Genomic DNA, 15,550 nt, shown 5'->3' on the forward strand with positions numbered 1-15,550 from the left:
GGGATGATGAACAACACCGAACTGGAACGCCTGATTAATGACAAGCTTAACAGCGCGACCTTCAGTGACTACGCCCCCAACGGCCTGCAGGTCGAGGGACGTGATGAAGTACGAAAAATTATTACCGGCGTAACTGCCAGCCAGGCGCTGATCGATGAAGCAATCCGCCAGCAGGCCGATGCGATCATCGTCCATCACGGCTACTTCTGGAAAGGGGAGTCGCCTACCATTCGCGGCATGAAGCGCAATCGCCTCAAGGCCCTGCTCGCCAACGATATCAACCTCTACGGCTGGCATCTGCCGCTGGATGCCCACCCGGAGCTGGGTAATAACGTTCAGCTGGCGGCGCTGTTAGGCATTACCGTGAAAGGCGAAATTGAGCCGCTGGTGCCCTGGGGCGAGCTGGCGATGCCGGTGCCTGGCCTCGAGCTGGCGTCGTGGATCGAAGCCCGGCTTGGCCGTCGACCGCTGTGGAGCGGCGATACCGGCCCAGCTGAAGTCCGCCGCGTGGCATGGTGTACCGGCGGCGGCCAGAGCTTTATCGACAGCGCCGCCCGTTTCGGCGTCGATGCCTTTATCACCGGCGAGGTCTCCGAGCAGACCATCCACAGCGCCCGGGAGCAGGGGCTGCACTTCTACGCGGCGGGGCATCACGCCACCGAACGCGGCGGCATCCGCGCGCTCAGCGAGTGGCTGACCGAAAATACGGATTTAGACGTTACCTTTATCGATATTCCCAATCCGGCATGATGCAAGGGGGACTAAGTGCAGCGAGCGCGTTGTTATCTGTTAGGTGAGACCGCCGTGGTTCTGGAGCTTGAGCCTCCGGTCACCATGGCCAGCCAGAAGCGTATCTGGCGACTGGCCCAGCGGGTGGTCGAAATGCCCAATGTTGTCGATGTGATCCCCGGTATGAACAACGTCACCGTTGTGCTGGCGGATCCGCAGGAGAGAGCGCTGGACGCCATCGAGCGGCTACAGCGCTGGTGGGAGGAGAGCGAGGCTCTGGAGCCTGAGTCGCGCTTTATTGAGATCCCGGTAGTCTACGGCGGCGCGGCGGGGCCGGATCTACCCGTGGTGGCAGAGCACAGCCGTCTTAGCGAAAGGCAGGTGGTTGAGCTGCATGCCTCCACCGAATACGTGGTCTGGTTCCTCGGCTTCCAGCCGGGCTTCCCCTATCTGGGGGGCCTCCCGGAGGCGCTGCATACGCCGCGCCGGGCAGAGCCGCGCCTCTCTGTACCCGCCGGTTCGGTGGGTATCGGCGGAGAGCAGACCGGGATCTACCCCCTGGCAACGCCGGGGGGCTGGCAGCTAATTGGCCATACGCCGCTGGCGCTGTTCGATCCTGATAACAACGATCCCGTACTATTGCGCCCCGGCGACCGGGTGCGCTTTGTTCCGCAGAAGGAGGGCGTATGCTGACGGTGATTCGCGCCGGGATGTACACCTCGGTGCAGGGCGGTAAACGCAAGGGGCTGCGCCAGTCCGGCATCAGCTACTGCGGCGCACTGGATGCCCCAGCGCTGGAGATTGCCAACGCGCTGGTGGGTAACGCCGCCGACGATGCGGCTCTGGAGATGACGCTTGGCCAGAGCGAGTTTGAGTTCAACCATGATGGCTGGTTTGCCCTCACCGGTGCGGGCTGCGACGCGACGCTGGACGGTAAGGCGGTGTGGACCGGATGGCGGCATCAGGCCCGCGCTGGTCAAAGACTGGTGCTTAGACGCCCCCGGCATGGGATGCGCAGCTACCTGGCGGTAGCGGGCGGTTTCGATGTGCCTGAGGTGATGGGATCCTACAGCACCGACCTGAAGGTAGGTATCGGTGGCTTTGCCGGACGGCTGTTGCAGGATGGCGATCGGCTGCCGATCCGCGCCTGCGAGCGCCGCTTTTCTGGCCCGCAGGGGGTGAAGCAGCTCCTGTGGGGTAACCGCATTCGCGCCCTGCCGGGGCCGGAGTACCAGTCGTTCGATACCGCCTCGCAGGAGGCCCTGTGGCGGTTGCCCTGGCAGCTTAGCCCGCAGAGTAACCGCATGGGCTACCGTCTTCAGGGGCCGCAGCTTAAGCGGCGTGAAGAGCGGGAGCTGCTCTCCCACGGTCTGGTTCCCGGCGTGATCCAGGTCCCGCATAACGGCCAGCCGATCGTGCTGATGAATGATGCCCAGACCACCGGCGGCTATCCGCGTATCGCCTGCATTATCGAGGCGGACATGTATCACCTGGGACAGATTCGTCTTGGCGATCCTATCCACCTTGTTCCCTGTACCCTGGAGGATGCGCTCCGTGCCCGCCGCGAGCAGCGGCTATTCCTTGACCAGCTGGCGCGAGGTCTGCGTGCTGACGATTGATCTCAACGCCGACCTCGGGGAGGGGAGCGCCAGCGACAGCGCTCTGCTACAGCTGGTCTCCTCGGCCAACATCGCCTGCGGCTTTCACGCGGGCGATGCGCAAACCATGCTGACCTGCGTCCGCGAGGCGCTGAAGAACGGCGTAGCGGTGGGCGCGCACCCCAGCTTTCCCGACAGGCAGAATTTTGGCCGTACGGCGATGACTTTGCCGCCGGAGACCGTCTATGCGCAAACCCTCTACCAGGCGGGGGCGTTGGCGGCGATCGTGCACGCTGAAGGCGGGACGATGAGGCACGTTAAGCCGCACGGCATGCTTTATAACCAGGCGGCGAAGGATCCGGCTCTCGCCGATGCGATTGCCCGAGCGGTGCACGCCTGCGATCCCGATTTGATTCTGGTTGGGCTGGCGGGCAGCGAGCTTATCCGCGCCGGGGAGCGTTACGGTCTGCAAACTCGGGAAGAGGTCTTTGCCGACCGGGGCTATATAAGCGACGGATCGCTGGTGCCGCGCGCGCAGCCGGGGGCGCTGATTAGCGATGAAGCCCAGGCCCTGACGCAAACCCTGGAGATGGTGCAGGCCGGGCGGGTGAAAAGCATTCAGGGCCAGTGGACAAAGGTCAACGCTCAGACGGTATGCCTGCACGGCGACGGCGAGCACGCCCTGGCCTTTGCCCGCAGCCTGCGGGAGGCCTTTGCCGCCAGGCATATCACCGTCACCGCCAGTTAATTGAATAAGGAGAGCGTATGCCGGAAGGCCCCGAGATCCGCCGGGCAGCGGACAGCCTTGAAAAAGCCATCCAGGGCAAACCGCTAACCGAAGCCTGGTTTGCCTATGAACATCTGAAGCCCTGGGAGTCGCAGCTCGCCGGGCAGTACGTTGAACGTATCGAAACGCGTGGTAAAGCGCTGCTGACGCATTTCTCTGGCGGCATGACCCTCTACAGCCACAACCAGCTCTATGGCGTCTGGCGAGTCGTGAAGGCGGGCGAGGAGCCGCAAACAACGCGCATCCTGCGGGTCAAACTGGCCGTCGCCGATAAAGCTATTCTGCTCTACAGCGCCTCGGATATTGAGATGCTGACCCCGGAGCAGCTGGCTACCCATCCGTTTCTACAGCGCGTAGGGCCGGACGTGCTCGATTCTGATTTGGACATAGCGACGGTCCGGGAGCGGCTGACCTCTCCCCGTTTCCGCCGTCGTCAGTTTTCCGGCCTGCTGCTGGATCAGGCTTTTCTCGCCGGGCTGGGTAACTATCTGCGGATCGAAATTCTTTGGGCCACCGAGCTGGCACCCACTCACCGCGCGGCCGATCTCAGCGAGATGCAGCTGGATGCCCTGGCCAGCGCGCTGTTAGAGGTGCCGCGTCTCTCCTACCGCACTCGCGGCAAGGTCAATGAGAAGCGCCACCATGGGGCACTGTTTCGCTTTAACGTGTTTCATCGGGCAGGAAAGAAATGCAGTCGCTGCGGGGGAGTTATCGAGAAGACAACCCTGTCATCAAGACCGTTTTATTGGTGTCCGGGGTGCCAAAAATAGGCCCGGCAAGCTTAGCGCCGCCGGGCAGATCAGAAGAGCAGCTTAGCGGTTCTGCAGCTCGGATTTGAAATCGCGCTGTTCGTAGCCGGTGTAGAGCTGGCGCGGACGGGCGATTTTGATGCCGTCGTCGTGCATTTCGTTCCAGTGGGCGATCCAGCCAACGGTACGCGCCATCGCGAAGATCACGGTAAACATTGATGACGGAATACCCATCGCTTTCAGGATAATGCCGGAGTAGAAATCGACGTTCGGGTAGAGTTTCTTCTCGATAAAGTACGGATCGTTGAGCGCAATGTGCTCAAGCTCCATCGCCACCTGCAGCAGATCGTCTTTGGTTCCCAGCTCTTTCAGCACTTCATGGCAGGTTTCACGCATCACGGTGGCGCGTGGGTCATAGTTTTTATAAACACGATGACCAAAGCCCATCAGGCGGAAAGAGTCGTTTTTATCTTTGGCACGACGCACAAATTCCGGAATGTGCTCAACGGTGCTGATCTCTTCCAGCATCTTCAGTGCCGCTTCGTTCGCGCCGCCGTGCGCCGGTCCCCACAGGGAGGCGATACCCGCCGCGATACAGGCAAACGGGTTAGCGCCTGACGAGCCAGCGGTACGTACCGTAGAGGTGGAGGCGTTCTGCTCGTGATCGGCGTGCAGGATCAGGATGCGGTCCATGGCGCGTTCCAGCACCGGGTTAACCTCATACTTCTCGCACGGGGTAGAGAACATCATGTTCAGGAAGTTGCCCGCATAGGAGAGGTCGTTACGCGGATAAACAAAAGGCTGGCCGATCGAGTACTTGTAACACATTGCTGCTACGGTTGGCATTTTAGACAGCAGGCGGAACGCAGCAATCTCGCGGTGGCGCGGGTTGTTCACGTCCAGCGAGTCGTGATAGAACGCCGCCAGCGCACCGGTCACGCCGCACAGCACCGCCATCGGGTGGGAGTCGCGACGGAAGCCGTGGAACAGACGGGTGATCTGCTCGTGGATCATGGTGTGACGCGTGACGATAGTTTTGAACTCATCAAACTCGGCCTGAGTTGGCTTCTCACCCTTCAGCAGGATGTAGCACACTTCCAGGTAGTTTGAGTCGGTAGCCAACTGGTCAATCGGGAAGCCGCGATGGAGCAGAATGCCTTCGTCACCGTCGATAAAGGTGATTTTAGATTCGCAGGATGCGGTGGAGGTGAAACCTGGGTCAAAAGTGAATACCCCTTTTGAGCCGAGTGTACGGACATCAATAACGTCCTGACCGAGCGTGCCCTGTAGCACATCCAGTTCAATAGCATCGCCACCATTGTAGGTGAGGGTAGCTTTCTTATCAGCCATTTACGGTCTCCTTAGCGCCTTATGCTTAAGACTGTAGGGAAGAAGCCGGATTTGCATTCATACAGAAAATCAATGTTACCAGTTTGTTATTTGGCGCGTGGCTCTGTTGAGCAGAGAGAGCAGGGTACAGAGCGATAAGCGCTAGCAGGCAAACATTAAAATACCGTGAAAAATCAGCAAATCAGGTTTTTTACAGTCCGAATTTGTCAAACCTGTATATCACTAATAACTGTCCTGATAACGTCGGTCAATCCTTCTCACTGTTACATAACTAATTCTCAGGTGAAAGAGAGACCCCATAACTTTTACGAATTATATGACTTTTCCGCTGACGTTTGTAACAATAATGTTTAAGTTTTGTCAAATCTCATGGTAAAAAATTAAAAATATGTTGGTATCGTGATGGAGCTCACTGTTCAGCATAAAACCCGACAAAGTGTATGTAGGTTAATTGTAATGATTTTGTGAACATCCTATACTGCCGCCAGGTCTCCGGAATACCCTGCCGTCCCGAGCCACCAGCGTTGTAATGCGTCGTTTAGCCTACGAAAGCATGAAATTTTGCATGACGAGCAGTTATACAAATGGACGCTGTCTGACCCGCCTGCAGACCGGAGGAAGGAAACTATAAGAACAGCATGTGGGCGTTATTCATGATAAAAAATGCTAAGAAACAAAGACCTGTCAATCTGGATCTCACTACGATCCGGTTCCCTGTTACGGCTATAGCGTCCATCCTCCACCGCGTGTCCGGCGTCATCACCTTCGTGGCGATCGGCATTCTGCTGTGGCTGCTGGGCCTGTCGCTCTCCTCTGAAGAGGGCTTCCATAACGCCTCCGCCATCATGGATAGCTTTTTCGTTAAGTTCATCATGTGGGGCATTCTCACCGCGCTGGCCTATCACGCTGTCGGCGGTATTCGCCACATGCTGATGGATGTCGGCTATCTGGAAGAAACCTTCGCCGCAGGTCAACGTTCAGCCTATATTGCTATTGCTATCACTGTCGTGCTTTCAATTCTCGCAGGAGTCCTCGTATGGTAAGCAACGCCTCCGCATTAGGACGCAACGGCGTACATGACTTCATTCTGGTCCGCGCTACCGCAATCGTTCTGACGCTGTATATCATCTATATGGTCGGGTTTTTCGCCATCACGGGCGATGTAACCTATGAAGCCTGGACGGGCTTTTTCTCCTCCGCCTTTACCAAAGTCTTTACCCTGCTGGCGCTGGTTTCCACGTTAATCCACACCTGGATTGGCATGTGGCAGGTGTTTACTGACTACGTTAAATCCACGGCGCTGCGCCTTGGGTTACAGCTGCTCACCGTCGTGGCGCTGCTGGTATACGTTATTTATGGATTCGTTGTGGTGTGGGGTGTGTAATGAAACTGCCAGTCAGAGAATTTGATGCGGTTGTAATTGGTGCGGGTGGCGCAGGTATGCGCGCGGCACTGCAAATTTCCCAAAGCGGCCAGAGCTGTGCGCTGCTGTCTAAAGTTTTCCCAACCCGTTCCCATACGGTCTCTGCGCAGGGCGGTATCACCGTGGCGCTGGGCAATACCCATGAAGACAACTGGGAATGGCACATGTATGACACGGTGAAAGGCTCCGACTACATCGGTGACCAGGACGCCATTGAGTATATGTGTAAAACTGGCCCGGAAGCGATCCTCGAGCTGGACCACATGGGCCTGCCGTTCTCCCGTCTGGAGAATGGCACCATCTATCAGCGTCCGTTTGGCGGCCAGTCGAAAGATTTCGGCGGCGAGCAGGCGGCACGTACTGCGGCGGCGGCGGACCGGACCGGCCACGCCCTACTGCATACCCTTTATCAGCAGAACCTGAAAAACAAAACCACCATCTTCTCTGAGTGGTATGCGCTGGATCTGGTGAAAAACGCCGATGGCGCGGTGGTCGGCTGTACCGCCCTGTGCATCGAAACTGGGGAAGTGGTCTACTTCAAAGCGCGTGCCACGGTGCTGGCTACCGGCGGCGCGGGTCGTATCTACCAGTCCACCACCAACGCCCACATCAACACCGGTGACGGTGTCGGGATGGCGATCCGCGCGGGCGTGCCGGTGCAGGATATGGAAATGTGGCAGTTCCACCCAACCGGTATCGCCGGTGCGGGCGTTCTGGTCACCGAAGGCTGCCGTGGTGAAGGTGGCTACCTGTTGAACAAGCACGGCGAACGCTTTATGGAGCGTTACGCGCCGAACGCCAAAGATCTGGCGGGCCGTGACGTGGTCGCGCGCTCCATCATGATCGAGATCCGTGAAGGCCGCGGCTGCGACGGCCCATGGGGTCCGCACGCCAAGCTGAAGCTTGATCACCTGGGTAAAGAGGTTCTCGAATCCCGCCTGCCGGGTATCCTTGAGCTCTCCCGTACCTTTGCCCACGTCGATCCGGTGAAAGAGCCGATCCCGGTGATCCCGACCTGCCACTATATGATGGGCGGTATCCCAACTAAAGTCACCGGCCAGGCGCTGACCGTCAACGCCGAGGGTGAAGATGTGGTGGTGCCAGGGCTGTTTGCCGTGGGCGAGATCGCCTGCGTATCGGTACACGGCGCGAACCGTCTCGGCGGCAACTCGCTGCTGGACCTGGTGGTATTTGGTCGCGCGGTTGGTCTGCATCTGCAGGAGTCTATCGCCGAGCAGGGTGCGCTGCGTGATGCTACCGACGACGAAATTGACGCCTCGCTGGCGCGCCTGAACCGCTGGAACAACAACCGCGATGGTGAAGATCCGGTGACCATCCGCAAAGCGTTGCAGGAGTGTATGCAGCACAACTTCTCCGTATTCCGCGAAGGCGATGCGATGGCGAAGGGGCTGGAGCAGCTGAAGGCCATCCGCGAGCGCCTGAAAAATGCCCGCCTGGATGACACCTCCAGCGAGTTCAACACCCAGCGCGTTGAGTGCCTGGAGCTGGATAACCTGATGGAGACCGCCTACGCCACGGCGGTATCAGCGAACTTCCGTACCGAGAGCCGTGGGGCGCATAGCCGCTTCGACTTCCCGGAGCGCGATGACGAAAACTGGCTCTGCCACTCCCTGTATCTGCCTGAATCGGAATCCATGACGCGCCGCAGCGTGAACATGGAGCCTAAACTGCGTCCGGCGTTCCCGCCGAAGATTCGTACTTACTAAGCGGAGACCGGAAAATGAAAATCGAATTTTCAATCTATCGTTATAACCCGGATGTCGACGACGCTCCGCGTATGCAGGACTACACCCTGGAAGGGGAAGAGGGTCGGGATATGATGCTGCTGGATGCCCTCATCCAGCTGAAAGAGAAGGATCCTACCCTGGCGTTCCGTCGCTCCTGTCGTGAAGGGGTCTGTGGCTCCGACGGCCTGAATATGAACGGCAAAAACGGTCTGGCCTGCATCACGCCAATCTCGGCGCTGGGCAACGGCAAGAAGAAAATTGTCATCCGTCCACTGCCTGGATTGCCGGTTGTTCGCGATCTGGTGGTAGACATGGGGCAATTCTATGCACAATATGAGAAGATTAAGCCTTACTTATTGAATAATGGGCAAAATCCACCCGCTCGCGAGCACTTACAGGCTCCAGAGCAGCGTGAGAAGCTCGACGGGCTGTATGAGTGTATTCTTTGCGCCTGCTGTTCCACCTCCTGTCCGTCATTCTGGTGGAACCCGGACAAGTTCATCGGCCCGGCCGGTCTGCTGGCTGCGTATCGCTTCCTGATCGACAGCCGCGATACCGAAACCGAGAGCCGTCTCGACGGGTTGAGCGATGCTTTCAGCGTATTCCGCTGTCATAGCATCATGAACTGCGTCAGCGTGTGTCCGAAGGGTCTGAACCCAACGCGCGCCATCGGCCATATTAAGTCGATGCTTTTACAGCGTAGTGCATAAAATAGTGCTTAAGCAGTAACGCCGGATGGCGCTGTGCTTATCCGGCCTACGCAACATGTAGGCCCGGTAAGCGTAGCGCCACTGGGCTAACAGAGTGACAAAGTGCAGGAGATCTTTAAAAACTGCCTGACAGACAGTTTTTAAAGGTTCCTTCGCGGGCCAGAGAGCTCGCTTGTGAACCCCGGTACGTGCGCTATTAGGTGTACGTTGTAGTTATCCACGGCGAAGTAAGCATACAAAATGCTTAAGGGATCACGATGCAGAACGGCGCAATGAAAGCCTGGCTGGACTCTTCTTACCTCTCTGGGTCTAACCAGAGCTGGATAGAACAGCTCTATGAAGACTTCTTAACCGATCCTGATTCGGTAGACGCAAACTGGCGTTCCATGTTCCAGGAGTTACCTGGCACGGGAGTTAAACCGGATCAATTTCATTCCAAAACACGTGATTATTTTCGTCGTCTGGCGAAGGATGCCTCACGTTACACCTCCTCACTCTCCGATCCTGATACCAACGTTAAGCAGGTTAAAGTCCTGCAGCTCATCAACGCCTACCGCTTCCGTGGCCACCAGCAGGCGAACCTTGACCCGCTGGGACTGTGGAAACAGGATCGCGTTGCCGATCTCGACCCGGCCTATCACGATCTGACCGAAGCCGATCTGCAGCAGAGCTTTAACATCGGCTCCTTTGCCTTTGGCAAAGACACCATGCCGCTGGGCGAGCTGATCGCCGCGCTGAAGCAGACCTACTGCGGCTCTATCGGCGCTGAGTATATGCATATCACCAGCACCGAAGAGAAGCGCTGGATCCAGCAGCGGATTGAGTCCGTGGCGGGCCGCGCAGCCTTTAGCGCCGAAGAGAAAAAACGCTTCCTCAGCGAGCTGACGGCGGCGGAAGGGATGGAGCGCTATCTGGGAGCGAAATTCCCGGGCGCGAAACGCTTCTCGCTGGAGGGCGGCGACGCGCTGGTCCCGATGCTGAAAGAGATGATCCGCCACGCAGGTAAGAGCGGCACGCGTGAAGTGGTGCTGGGTATGGCGCACCGCGGTCGTCTCAACGTCCTGATTAACGTGCTGGGTAAAAAGACCCAGGATCTGTTCGACGAGTTTGCGGGCAAGCATAAAGAACATCTCGGTACCGGCGATGTGAAATACCACATGGGCTTCTCCTCCGATATCGAAACCGAGGGTGGTTTAGTTCACCTGGCGCTGGCGTTTAACCCGTCGCACCTGGAGATCGTCAGCCCGGTAGTAATGGGCTCCGTGCGTGCGCGTCTCGATCGCCTCGACGAGCCGAGCAGCAACAAGGTTCTGCCGATCACCATTCATGGCGATGCGGCAGTAACTGGCCAGGGCGTGGTGCAGGAAACCCTGAATATGTCCAAAGCCCGCGGCTACGAAGTGGGCGGCACGGTGCGCATCGTCATTAACAACCAGGTGGGCTTCACCACCTCTAACCCGCTCGATGCGCGTTCCACGCCGTACTGTACCGATATCGGTAAAATGGTACAGGCACCGATTTTCCACGTTAACGCTGACGATCCTGAAGCAGTGGCATTCGTGACTCGCCTCGCGCTGGATTTCCGTAACACCTTTAAGCGCGACGTCTTTATTGACCTGGTGTGCTACCGCCGTCACGGCCATAACGAAGCCGACGAGCCAAGCGCAACCCAGCCGCTGATGTACCAGAAGATCAAAAAGCACCCGACGCCGCGTAAAATCTACGCCGACCGTCTGGAGCAGGAGAAGGTCGCAACGCTGGAAGATGCCACCGAGATGGTGAACGTCTACCGCGACATGCTTGACGCTGGTGAGTGCGTGGTAAAAGAGTGGCGTCCAATGAACATGCACTCCTTTACCTGGTCTCCGTACCTGAACCACGAGTGGGACGAGAGCTACCCGAACAAGGTAGAGATGAAGCGCGTCCAGGAGCTGGCGAAGCGTATCAGTACCGTACCCGACGCTATCGAAATGCAGTCCCGCGTAGCGAAAATCTACGGCGACCGTCAGGCGATGGCCGCAGGCGAGAAGCTCTTCGACTGGGGCGGCGCGGAAAACCTGGCCTACGCGACGCTGGTAGATGAGGGCATTGCGGTGCGCCTGTCCGGTGAAGACAGCGGTCGTGGCACCTTCTTCCACCGTCACGCGGTGATCCATAACCAGTCCAACGGCTCCACCTATACGCCGCTGCACCACGTCCATAATTCGCAGGGTACCTTCCGCGTCTGGGACTCCGTGCTCTCTGAAGAGGCGGTGCTGGCGTTTGAATATGGCTATGCTACCGCCGAGCCGCGCACCCTGACCATCTGGGAAGCGCAGTTTGGTGACTTCGCTAACGGAGCGCAGGTGGTGATCGACCAGTTCATCTCCTCCGGCGAGCAGAAGTGGGGCCGTATGTGCGGTCTGGTGATGCTGCTGCCGCACGGCTACGAAGGTCAGGGTCCGGAGCACTCCTCCGCACGTCTGGAGCGCTATCTGCAACTCTGCGCCGAGCAGAACATGCAGGTTTGCGTGCCGTCCACCCCGGCGCAGGTTTACCACATGATCCGTCGTCAGGCGCTGCGCGGTATGCGCCGTCCGCTGGTGGTAATGTCGCCGAAGTCCCTGCTGCGTCATCCGCTGGCAGTGTCGACGCTGGACGAGCTGGCAAACGGCACCTTTATGCCGGCCATCGGTGAGATCGACGATCTTGATCCGCAAGGGGTTAAGCGCGTTGTCCTCTGTTCTGGTAAGGTTTATTACGACCTGCTGGAGCAGCGCCGTAAGAACGACCAGAAAGATGTCGCCATTGTGCGTATCGAACAGCTGTATCCATTCCCGCACCAGTCGGTGCAGGAAGCGTTAAAACCTTATGCCCACGTACATGATTTTGTCTGGTGCCAGGAAGAGCCGCTGAACCAGGGCGCATGGTACTGTAGCCAGCATCATTTCCGTGAAGTCATTCCGTTTGGGTCTGCTCTGCGTTACGCAGGCCGCCCGGCCTCTGCCTCTCCGGCGGTAGGTTATATGTCCGTTCACCAGAAGCAGCAGCAAGATCTGGTTAACGACGCGCTGAACGTCGATTAATTAAAGGATAAATAATGAGTAGCGTAGATATTCTTGTTCCCGACCTGCCTGAGTCCGTAGCCGATGCGACCGTGGCGACCTGGCATAAAAAACCGGGCGATAGCGTCCAACGTGATGAAGTTCTGGTAGAGATCGAAACTGATAAAGTGGTACTGGAAGTACCGGCGTCAGCGGACGGCATTCTTGATGCAGTGCTGGAAGATGAGGGCACCACCGTGACCTCACGCCAGATCCTTGGCCGCCTGCGTGAAGGCAACAGCAACGGTAAAGAGAGCAGCGCGAAATCTGAAAGCAAAGAGTCGACTCCGGCTCAGCGTCAGCAGGCGTCTCTCGAAGAGCAGAACAACGAGGCGTTAAGCCCGGCGATCCGTCGTCTGCTGGCCGAGCACACCCTCGATGCCAACGCGATTAAAGGCACCGGCGTTGGTGGCCGTTTGACTCGCGAAGACGTTGAGAAGCACCTGGCGAAATCTTCAACGGCAACAGAGGCGAAAGCCCCGGCTGCCGACGCGGCACCTGCCGTTACGCCTGTGGCGGGCAACCGTTCAGAAAAACGCGTGCCGATGACCCGTCTGCGCAAGCGCGTGGCCGAGCGTCTGCTGGAGGCCAAAAACTCCACCGCGATGCTGACCACCTTCAACGAAGTCAACATGAAGCCAATCATGGACCTGCGTAAGCAGTACGGCGACGCCTTCGAGAAGCGTCACGGTATCCGTCTGGGCTTTATGTCCTTCTACGTGAAGGCCGTCGTTGAAGCGCTGAAACGCTATCCGGAAGTTAACGCCTCCATTGATGGCGACGACGTGGTCTACCACAACTACTTCGACGTTAGTATGGCGGTCTCTACGCCGCGCGGCCTGGTGACCCCGGTGCTGCGTGACGTCGATGCGCTGGGCATGGCTGAAATCGAAAAACGCATCAAAGAGCTGGCGGTGAAAGGCCGTGACGGCAAGCTGACCGTTGAAGATCTGACCGGCGGTAACTTCACCATTACCAACGGTGGCGTCTTCGGCTCGCTGATGTCCACGCCGATCATCAACCCGCCGCAGAGCGCCATTCTGGGTATGCACGCGATCAAAGATCGCCCGATGGCGGTCGATGGCAAAGTAGAAATTCTGCCGATGATGTACCTGGCACTCTCCTACGATCACCGTCTGATTGATGGCCGTGAATCGGTAGGCTTCCTGGTCGCCATCAAAGAGCTGCTGGAAGATCCGACCCGTCTGCTGCTGGACGTGTAGTTATCGGACTCTTGCCCGGCGGCGCGTTGTTCGCCGGGCCTATAAAAGCATGACCTGACGATTACCTGAAAAATGGACGGAACAGATGAACTTACATGAATACCAGGCAAAACAGCTGTTTGCCCGCTACGGTTTACCCGCGCCGGTAGGCTATGCCTGCAACACGCCCCGCGAAGCAGAAGAAGCTGCCTCTAAAATCGGCAGCGGCCCGTGGGTAGTTAAGTGCCAGGTGCACGCCGGTGGCCGCGGTAAAGCGGGCGGCGTTAAAGTCGTTAACAGCAAAGAAGAGATCCGCGCGTTTGCCGAGCACTGGTTGGGCAAGCGTCTGGTAACCTATCAAACGGATGCCAACGGCCAGCCGGTTAACCAGATCCTGGTGGAAGCCGCGACCGATATCGATAAAGAGCTCTACCTGGGCGCGGTAGTTGACCGCAGCTCCCGTCGCGTGGTCTTCATGGCCTCTACCGAAGGCGGCGTGGAAATTGAAAAAGTGGCGGAAGAGACCCCGCACCTGATCCACAAAGTGGCCCTCGATCCGCTGGCCGGCCCAATGCCGTACCAGGGACGCGAGCTGGCGTTTAAACTGGGCCTGGAAGGTAAGCAGGTTCAGCAGTTCACCAAAATCTTTATGGGCCTGGCGACCATCTTCCTTGAGCGCGACCTGGCGCTGATCGAGATTAACCCGCTGGTGATCACCAAACAGGGCGACCTGATCTGCCTCGACGGCAAACTGGGCGCTGACGGCAACGCGCTGTTCCGCCAGCCGGATCTGCGCCAGATGCGCGACCACTCTCAGGAAGACGCCCGTGAATCCCAGGCGGCACAGTGGGAGCTGAACTACGTTGCTCTCGACGGCAACATCGGCTGCATGGTTAACGGTGCGGGCCTGGCGATGGGTACTATGGACATCGTTAAGCTGCACGGCGGCGAACCGGCGAACTTCCTTGACGTAGGCGGCGGCGCGACCAAAGAGCGCGTAACCGAAGCGTTCAAAATCATTCTCTCCGACGATAAAGTGAAAGCCGTACTGGTTAACATTTTCGGCGGTATCGTGCGCTGCGACCTGATTGCCGACGGCATCATCGGCGCGGTGGAAGAAGTTGGTGTTAACGTTCCGGTCGTGGTTCGTCTGGAAGGTAACAACGCCGAACTGGGCGCACAAAAACTGGCTGACAGCGGCCTGAACATTATCGCAGCGAAAAGTCTGACGGACGCAGCACAGCAGGTTGTTGCCGCAGTGGAGGGGAAATAATGTCCATTCTGATCGACAAAAATACGAAGGTTATCTGCCAGGGTTTCACCGGTAGCCAGGGGACTTTCCACTCAGAACAGGCCATCGCCTATGGTACGCAGATGGTTGGCGGCGTAACCCCAGGCAAAGGTGGCACCACGCACCTCGGCCTGCCGGTGTTCAACACCGTGCGCGAAGCGGTAGAAGCGACTGGCGCAACTGCCACCGTCATCTACGTTCCGGCTCCGTTCTGTAAAGACTCGATTCTGGAAGCGATCGATGCAGGCATTAAGCTGATCATCACCATTACCGAAGGTATCCCGACGCTGGATATGCTGACGGTGAAGGTTAAGCTCGACGAAGCTGGCGTGCGCATGATCGGACCAAACTGCCCGGGTGTGATCACCCCAGGCGAGTGCAAAATCGGCATCATGCCGGGCCATATTCACCAGCCGGGTAAAGTGGGCATCGTTTCCCGCTCCGGTACGCTGACCTATGAAGCGGTTAAGCAGACCACCGACTACGGCTTCGGCCAGTCTACCTGCGTCGGTATCGGCGGTGACCCGATCCCAGGCTCTAACTTTATCGATATTCTGAAGCTGTTCGAAGCCGACCCGCAGACCGAAGCGATCGTGATGATCGGTGAGATCGGCGGTAGCGCAGAAGAGGAAGCGGCTGCTTACATCAAAGATCATGTGACCAAGCCGGTTGTCGGCTACATTGCTGGCGTGACCGCGCCGAAAGGCAAGCGTATGGGCCACGCAGGGGCGATCATCGCCGGTGGTAAAGGCACGGCGGACGAGAAGTTTGCTGCGCTGGAAGCCGCAGGTGTGAAAACCGTGCGTAGTCTGGCAGACATTGGCGAAGCGCTGAAATCTATTATTAAGTAAATAAAAAAATCTCGACATGGTTGGCCACC

At 58.1% G+C, this 15,550-nt stretch carries 14 protein-coding genes; 13 read left to right on the forward strand and 1 reads right to left on the reverse strand.

Annotated elements, in window-relative coordinates:
- The first annotated feature begins 6 nt into the window (after window positions 1–6).
- Genes RTM13_RS08195 through nei form a run of 5 tightly spaced genes read left to right on the forward strand, consistent with a single transcriptional unit; the run spans window position 7 to window position 3,884 of the window.
- The gene (locus tag RTM13_RS08195) at window positions 7–750 is read left to right on the forward strand and encodes a type 2 GTP cyclohydrolase I (RefSeq protein WP_312211583.1); all 744 of its coding nucleotides are present in this window, start codon (window positions 7–9) and stop codon (window positions 748–750) included.
- 15 nt (window positions 751–765) lie between these two features.
- The gene (gene pxpB, locus RTM13_RS08200; protein ID WP_312211584.1) at window positions 766–1,422 is read left to right on the forward strand and encodes a 5-oxoprolinase subunit PxpB; all 657 of its coding nucleotides are present in this window, start codon (window positions 766–768) and stop codon (window positions 1,420–1,422) included.
- Window positions 1,416–2,348 (forward strand): 5-oxoprolinase subunit PxpC, encoded by a 933-nt coding sequence (gene pxpC, locus RTM13_RS08205; protein ID WP_312211585.1) that lies wholly within the window; start codon window positions 1,416–1,418, stop codon window positions 2,346–2,348. Before pxpB ends, pxpC begins: the two co-directional genes overlap by 7 nt.
- Entirely contained in the window at window positions 2,338–3,075 is a 738-nt protein-coding gene (gene pxpA, locus RTM13_RS08210; RefSeq protein ID WP_312211617.1) for a 5-oxoprolinase subunit PxpA, read from the forward strand. The genes pxpC and pxpA overlap by 11 nt, the downstream gene beginning before the upstream one ends.
- Before the next feature lie 17 nt (window positions 3,076–3,092).
- Window positions 3,093–3,884, forward strand: coding sequence for an endonuclease VIII (nei, locus tag RTM13_RS08215; protein WP_312211586.1), 792 nt, complete (start codon window positions 3,093–3,095; stop codon window positions 3,882–3,884).
- Window positions 3,885–3,926: 42 nt separating this feature from the next.
- On the opposite strand, the gene RTM13_RS08220 is transcribed toward nei, so the two are convergent.
- Entirely contained in the window at window positions 3,927–5,213 is a 1,287-nt protein-coding gene (locus RTM13_RS08220; RefSeq protein WP_312211587.1) for a citrate synthase, read from the reverse strand.
- A gap of 638 nt (window positions 5,214–5,851) precedes the next feature.
- Between RTM13_RS08220 and sdhC the strand changes: the two genes are divergently transcribed.
- The 8 genes from sdhC to sucD all read left to right on the forward strand — a co-directional run bounded on the left by sdhC (window position 5,852) and on the right by sucD (window position 15,521).
- Complete coding sequence (sdhC, locus tag RTM13_RS08225; protein WP_312211588.1) at window positions 5,852–6,256, forward strand: succinate dehydrogenase cytochrome b556 subunit; 405 nt, start codon at window positions 5,852–5,854, stop codon at window positions 6,254–6,256.
- Window positions 6,250–6,597 (forward strand): succinate dehydrogenase membrane anchor subunit, encoded by a 348-nt coding sequence (gene sdhD, locus RTM13_RS08230; protein WP_042392134.1) that lies wholly within the window; start codon window positions 6,250–6,252, stop codon window positions 6,595–6,597. The genes sdhC and sdhD overlap by 7 nt, the downstream gene beginning before the upstream one ends.
- Complete coding sequence (gene sdhA, locus RTM13_RS08235; RefSeq protein ID WP_312211589.1) at window positions 6,597–8,363, forward strand: succinate dehydrogenase flavoprotein subunit; 1,767 nt, start codon at window positions 6,597–6,599, stop codon at window positions 8,361–8,363. The genes sdhD and sdhA overlap by 1 nt, the downstream gene beginning before the upstream one ends.
- A gap of 14 nt (window positions 8,364–8,377) precedes the next feature.
- A complete protein-coding gene (sdhB, locus tag RTM13_RS08240; protein ID WP_312211590.1) occupies window positions 8,378–9,094 on the forward strand; it encodes a succinate dehydrogenase iron-sulfur subunit SdhB in 717 nt (238 codons plus the stop codon).
- A 257-nt stretch (window positions 9,095–9,351) separates the two neighbouring features.
- Window positions 9,352–12,159, forward strand: coding sequence for a 2-oxoglutarate dehydrogenase E1 component (gene sucA, locus RTM13_RS08245; RefSeq protein WP_312211591.1), 2,808 nt, complete (start codon window positions 9,352–9,354; stop codon window positions 12,157–12,159).
- A 14-nt stretch (window positions 12,160–12,173) separates the two neighbouring features.
- The gene (gene odhB, locus RTM13_RS08250; protein WP_312211592.1) at window positions 12,174–13,400 is read left to right on the forward strand and encodes a 2-oxoglutarate dehydrogenase complex dihydrolipoyllysine-residue succinyltransferase; all 1,227 of its coding nucleotides are present in this window, start codon (window positions 12,174–12,176) and stop codon (window positions 13,398–13,400) included.
- A gap of 85 nt (window positions 13,401–13,485) precedes the next feature.
- Window positions 13,486–14,652, forward strand: a complete 1,167-nt coding sequence (gene sucC, locus RTM13_RS08255; RefSeq protein ID WP_103819820.1) for an ADP-forming succinate--CoA ligase subunit beta — start codon at window positions 13,486–13,488, stop codon at window positions 14,650–14,652.
- Complete coding sequence (sucD, locus tag RTM13_RS08260) at window positions 14,652–15,521, forward strand: succinate--CoA ligase subunit alpha (protein WP_144813515.1); 870 nt, start codon at window positions 14,652–14,654, stop codon at window positions 15,519–15,521. The genes sucC and sucD overlap by 1 nt, the downstream gene beginning before the upstream one ends.
- The last annotated feature ends 29 nt before the right edge of the window (window positions 15,522–15,550 follow it).

Origin of the sequence: Pseudescherichia sp. (assembly GCF_031979925.1) — a bacterium.
Taxonomy (GTDB): domain Bacteria; phylum Pseudomonadota; class Gammaproteobacteria; order Enterobacterales; family Enterobacteriaceae; genus Pseudescherichia.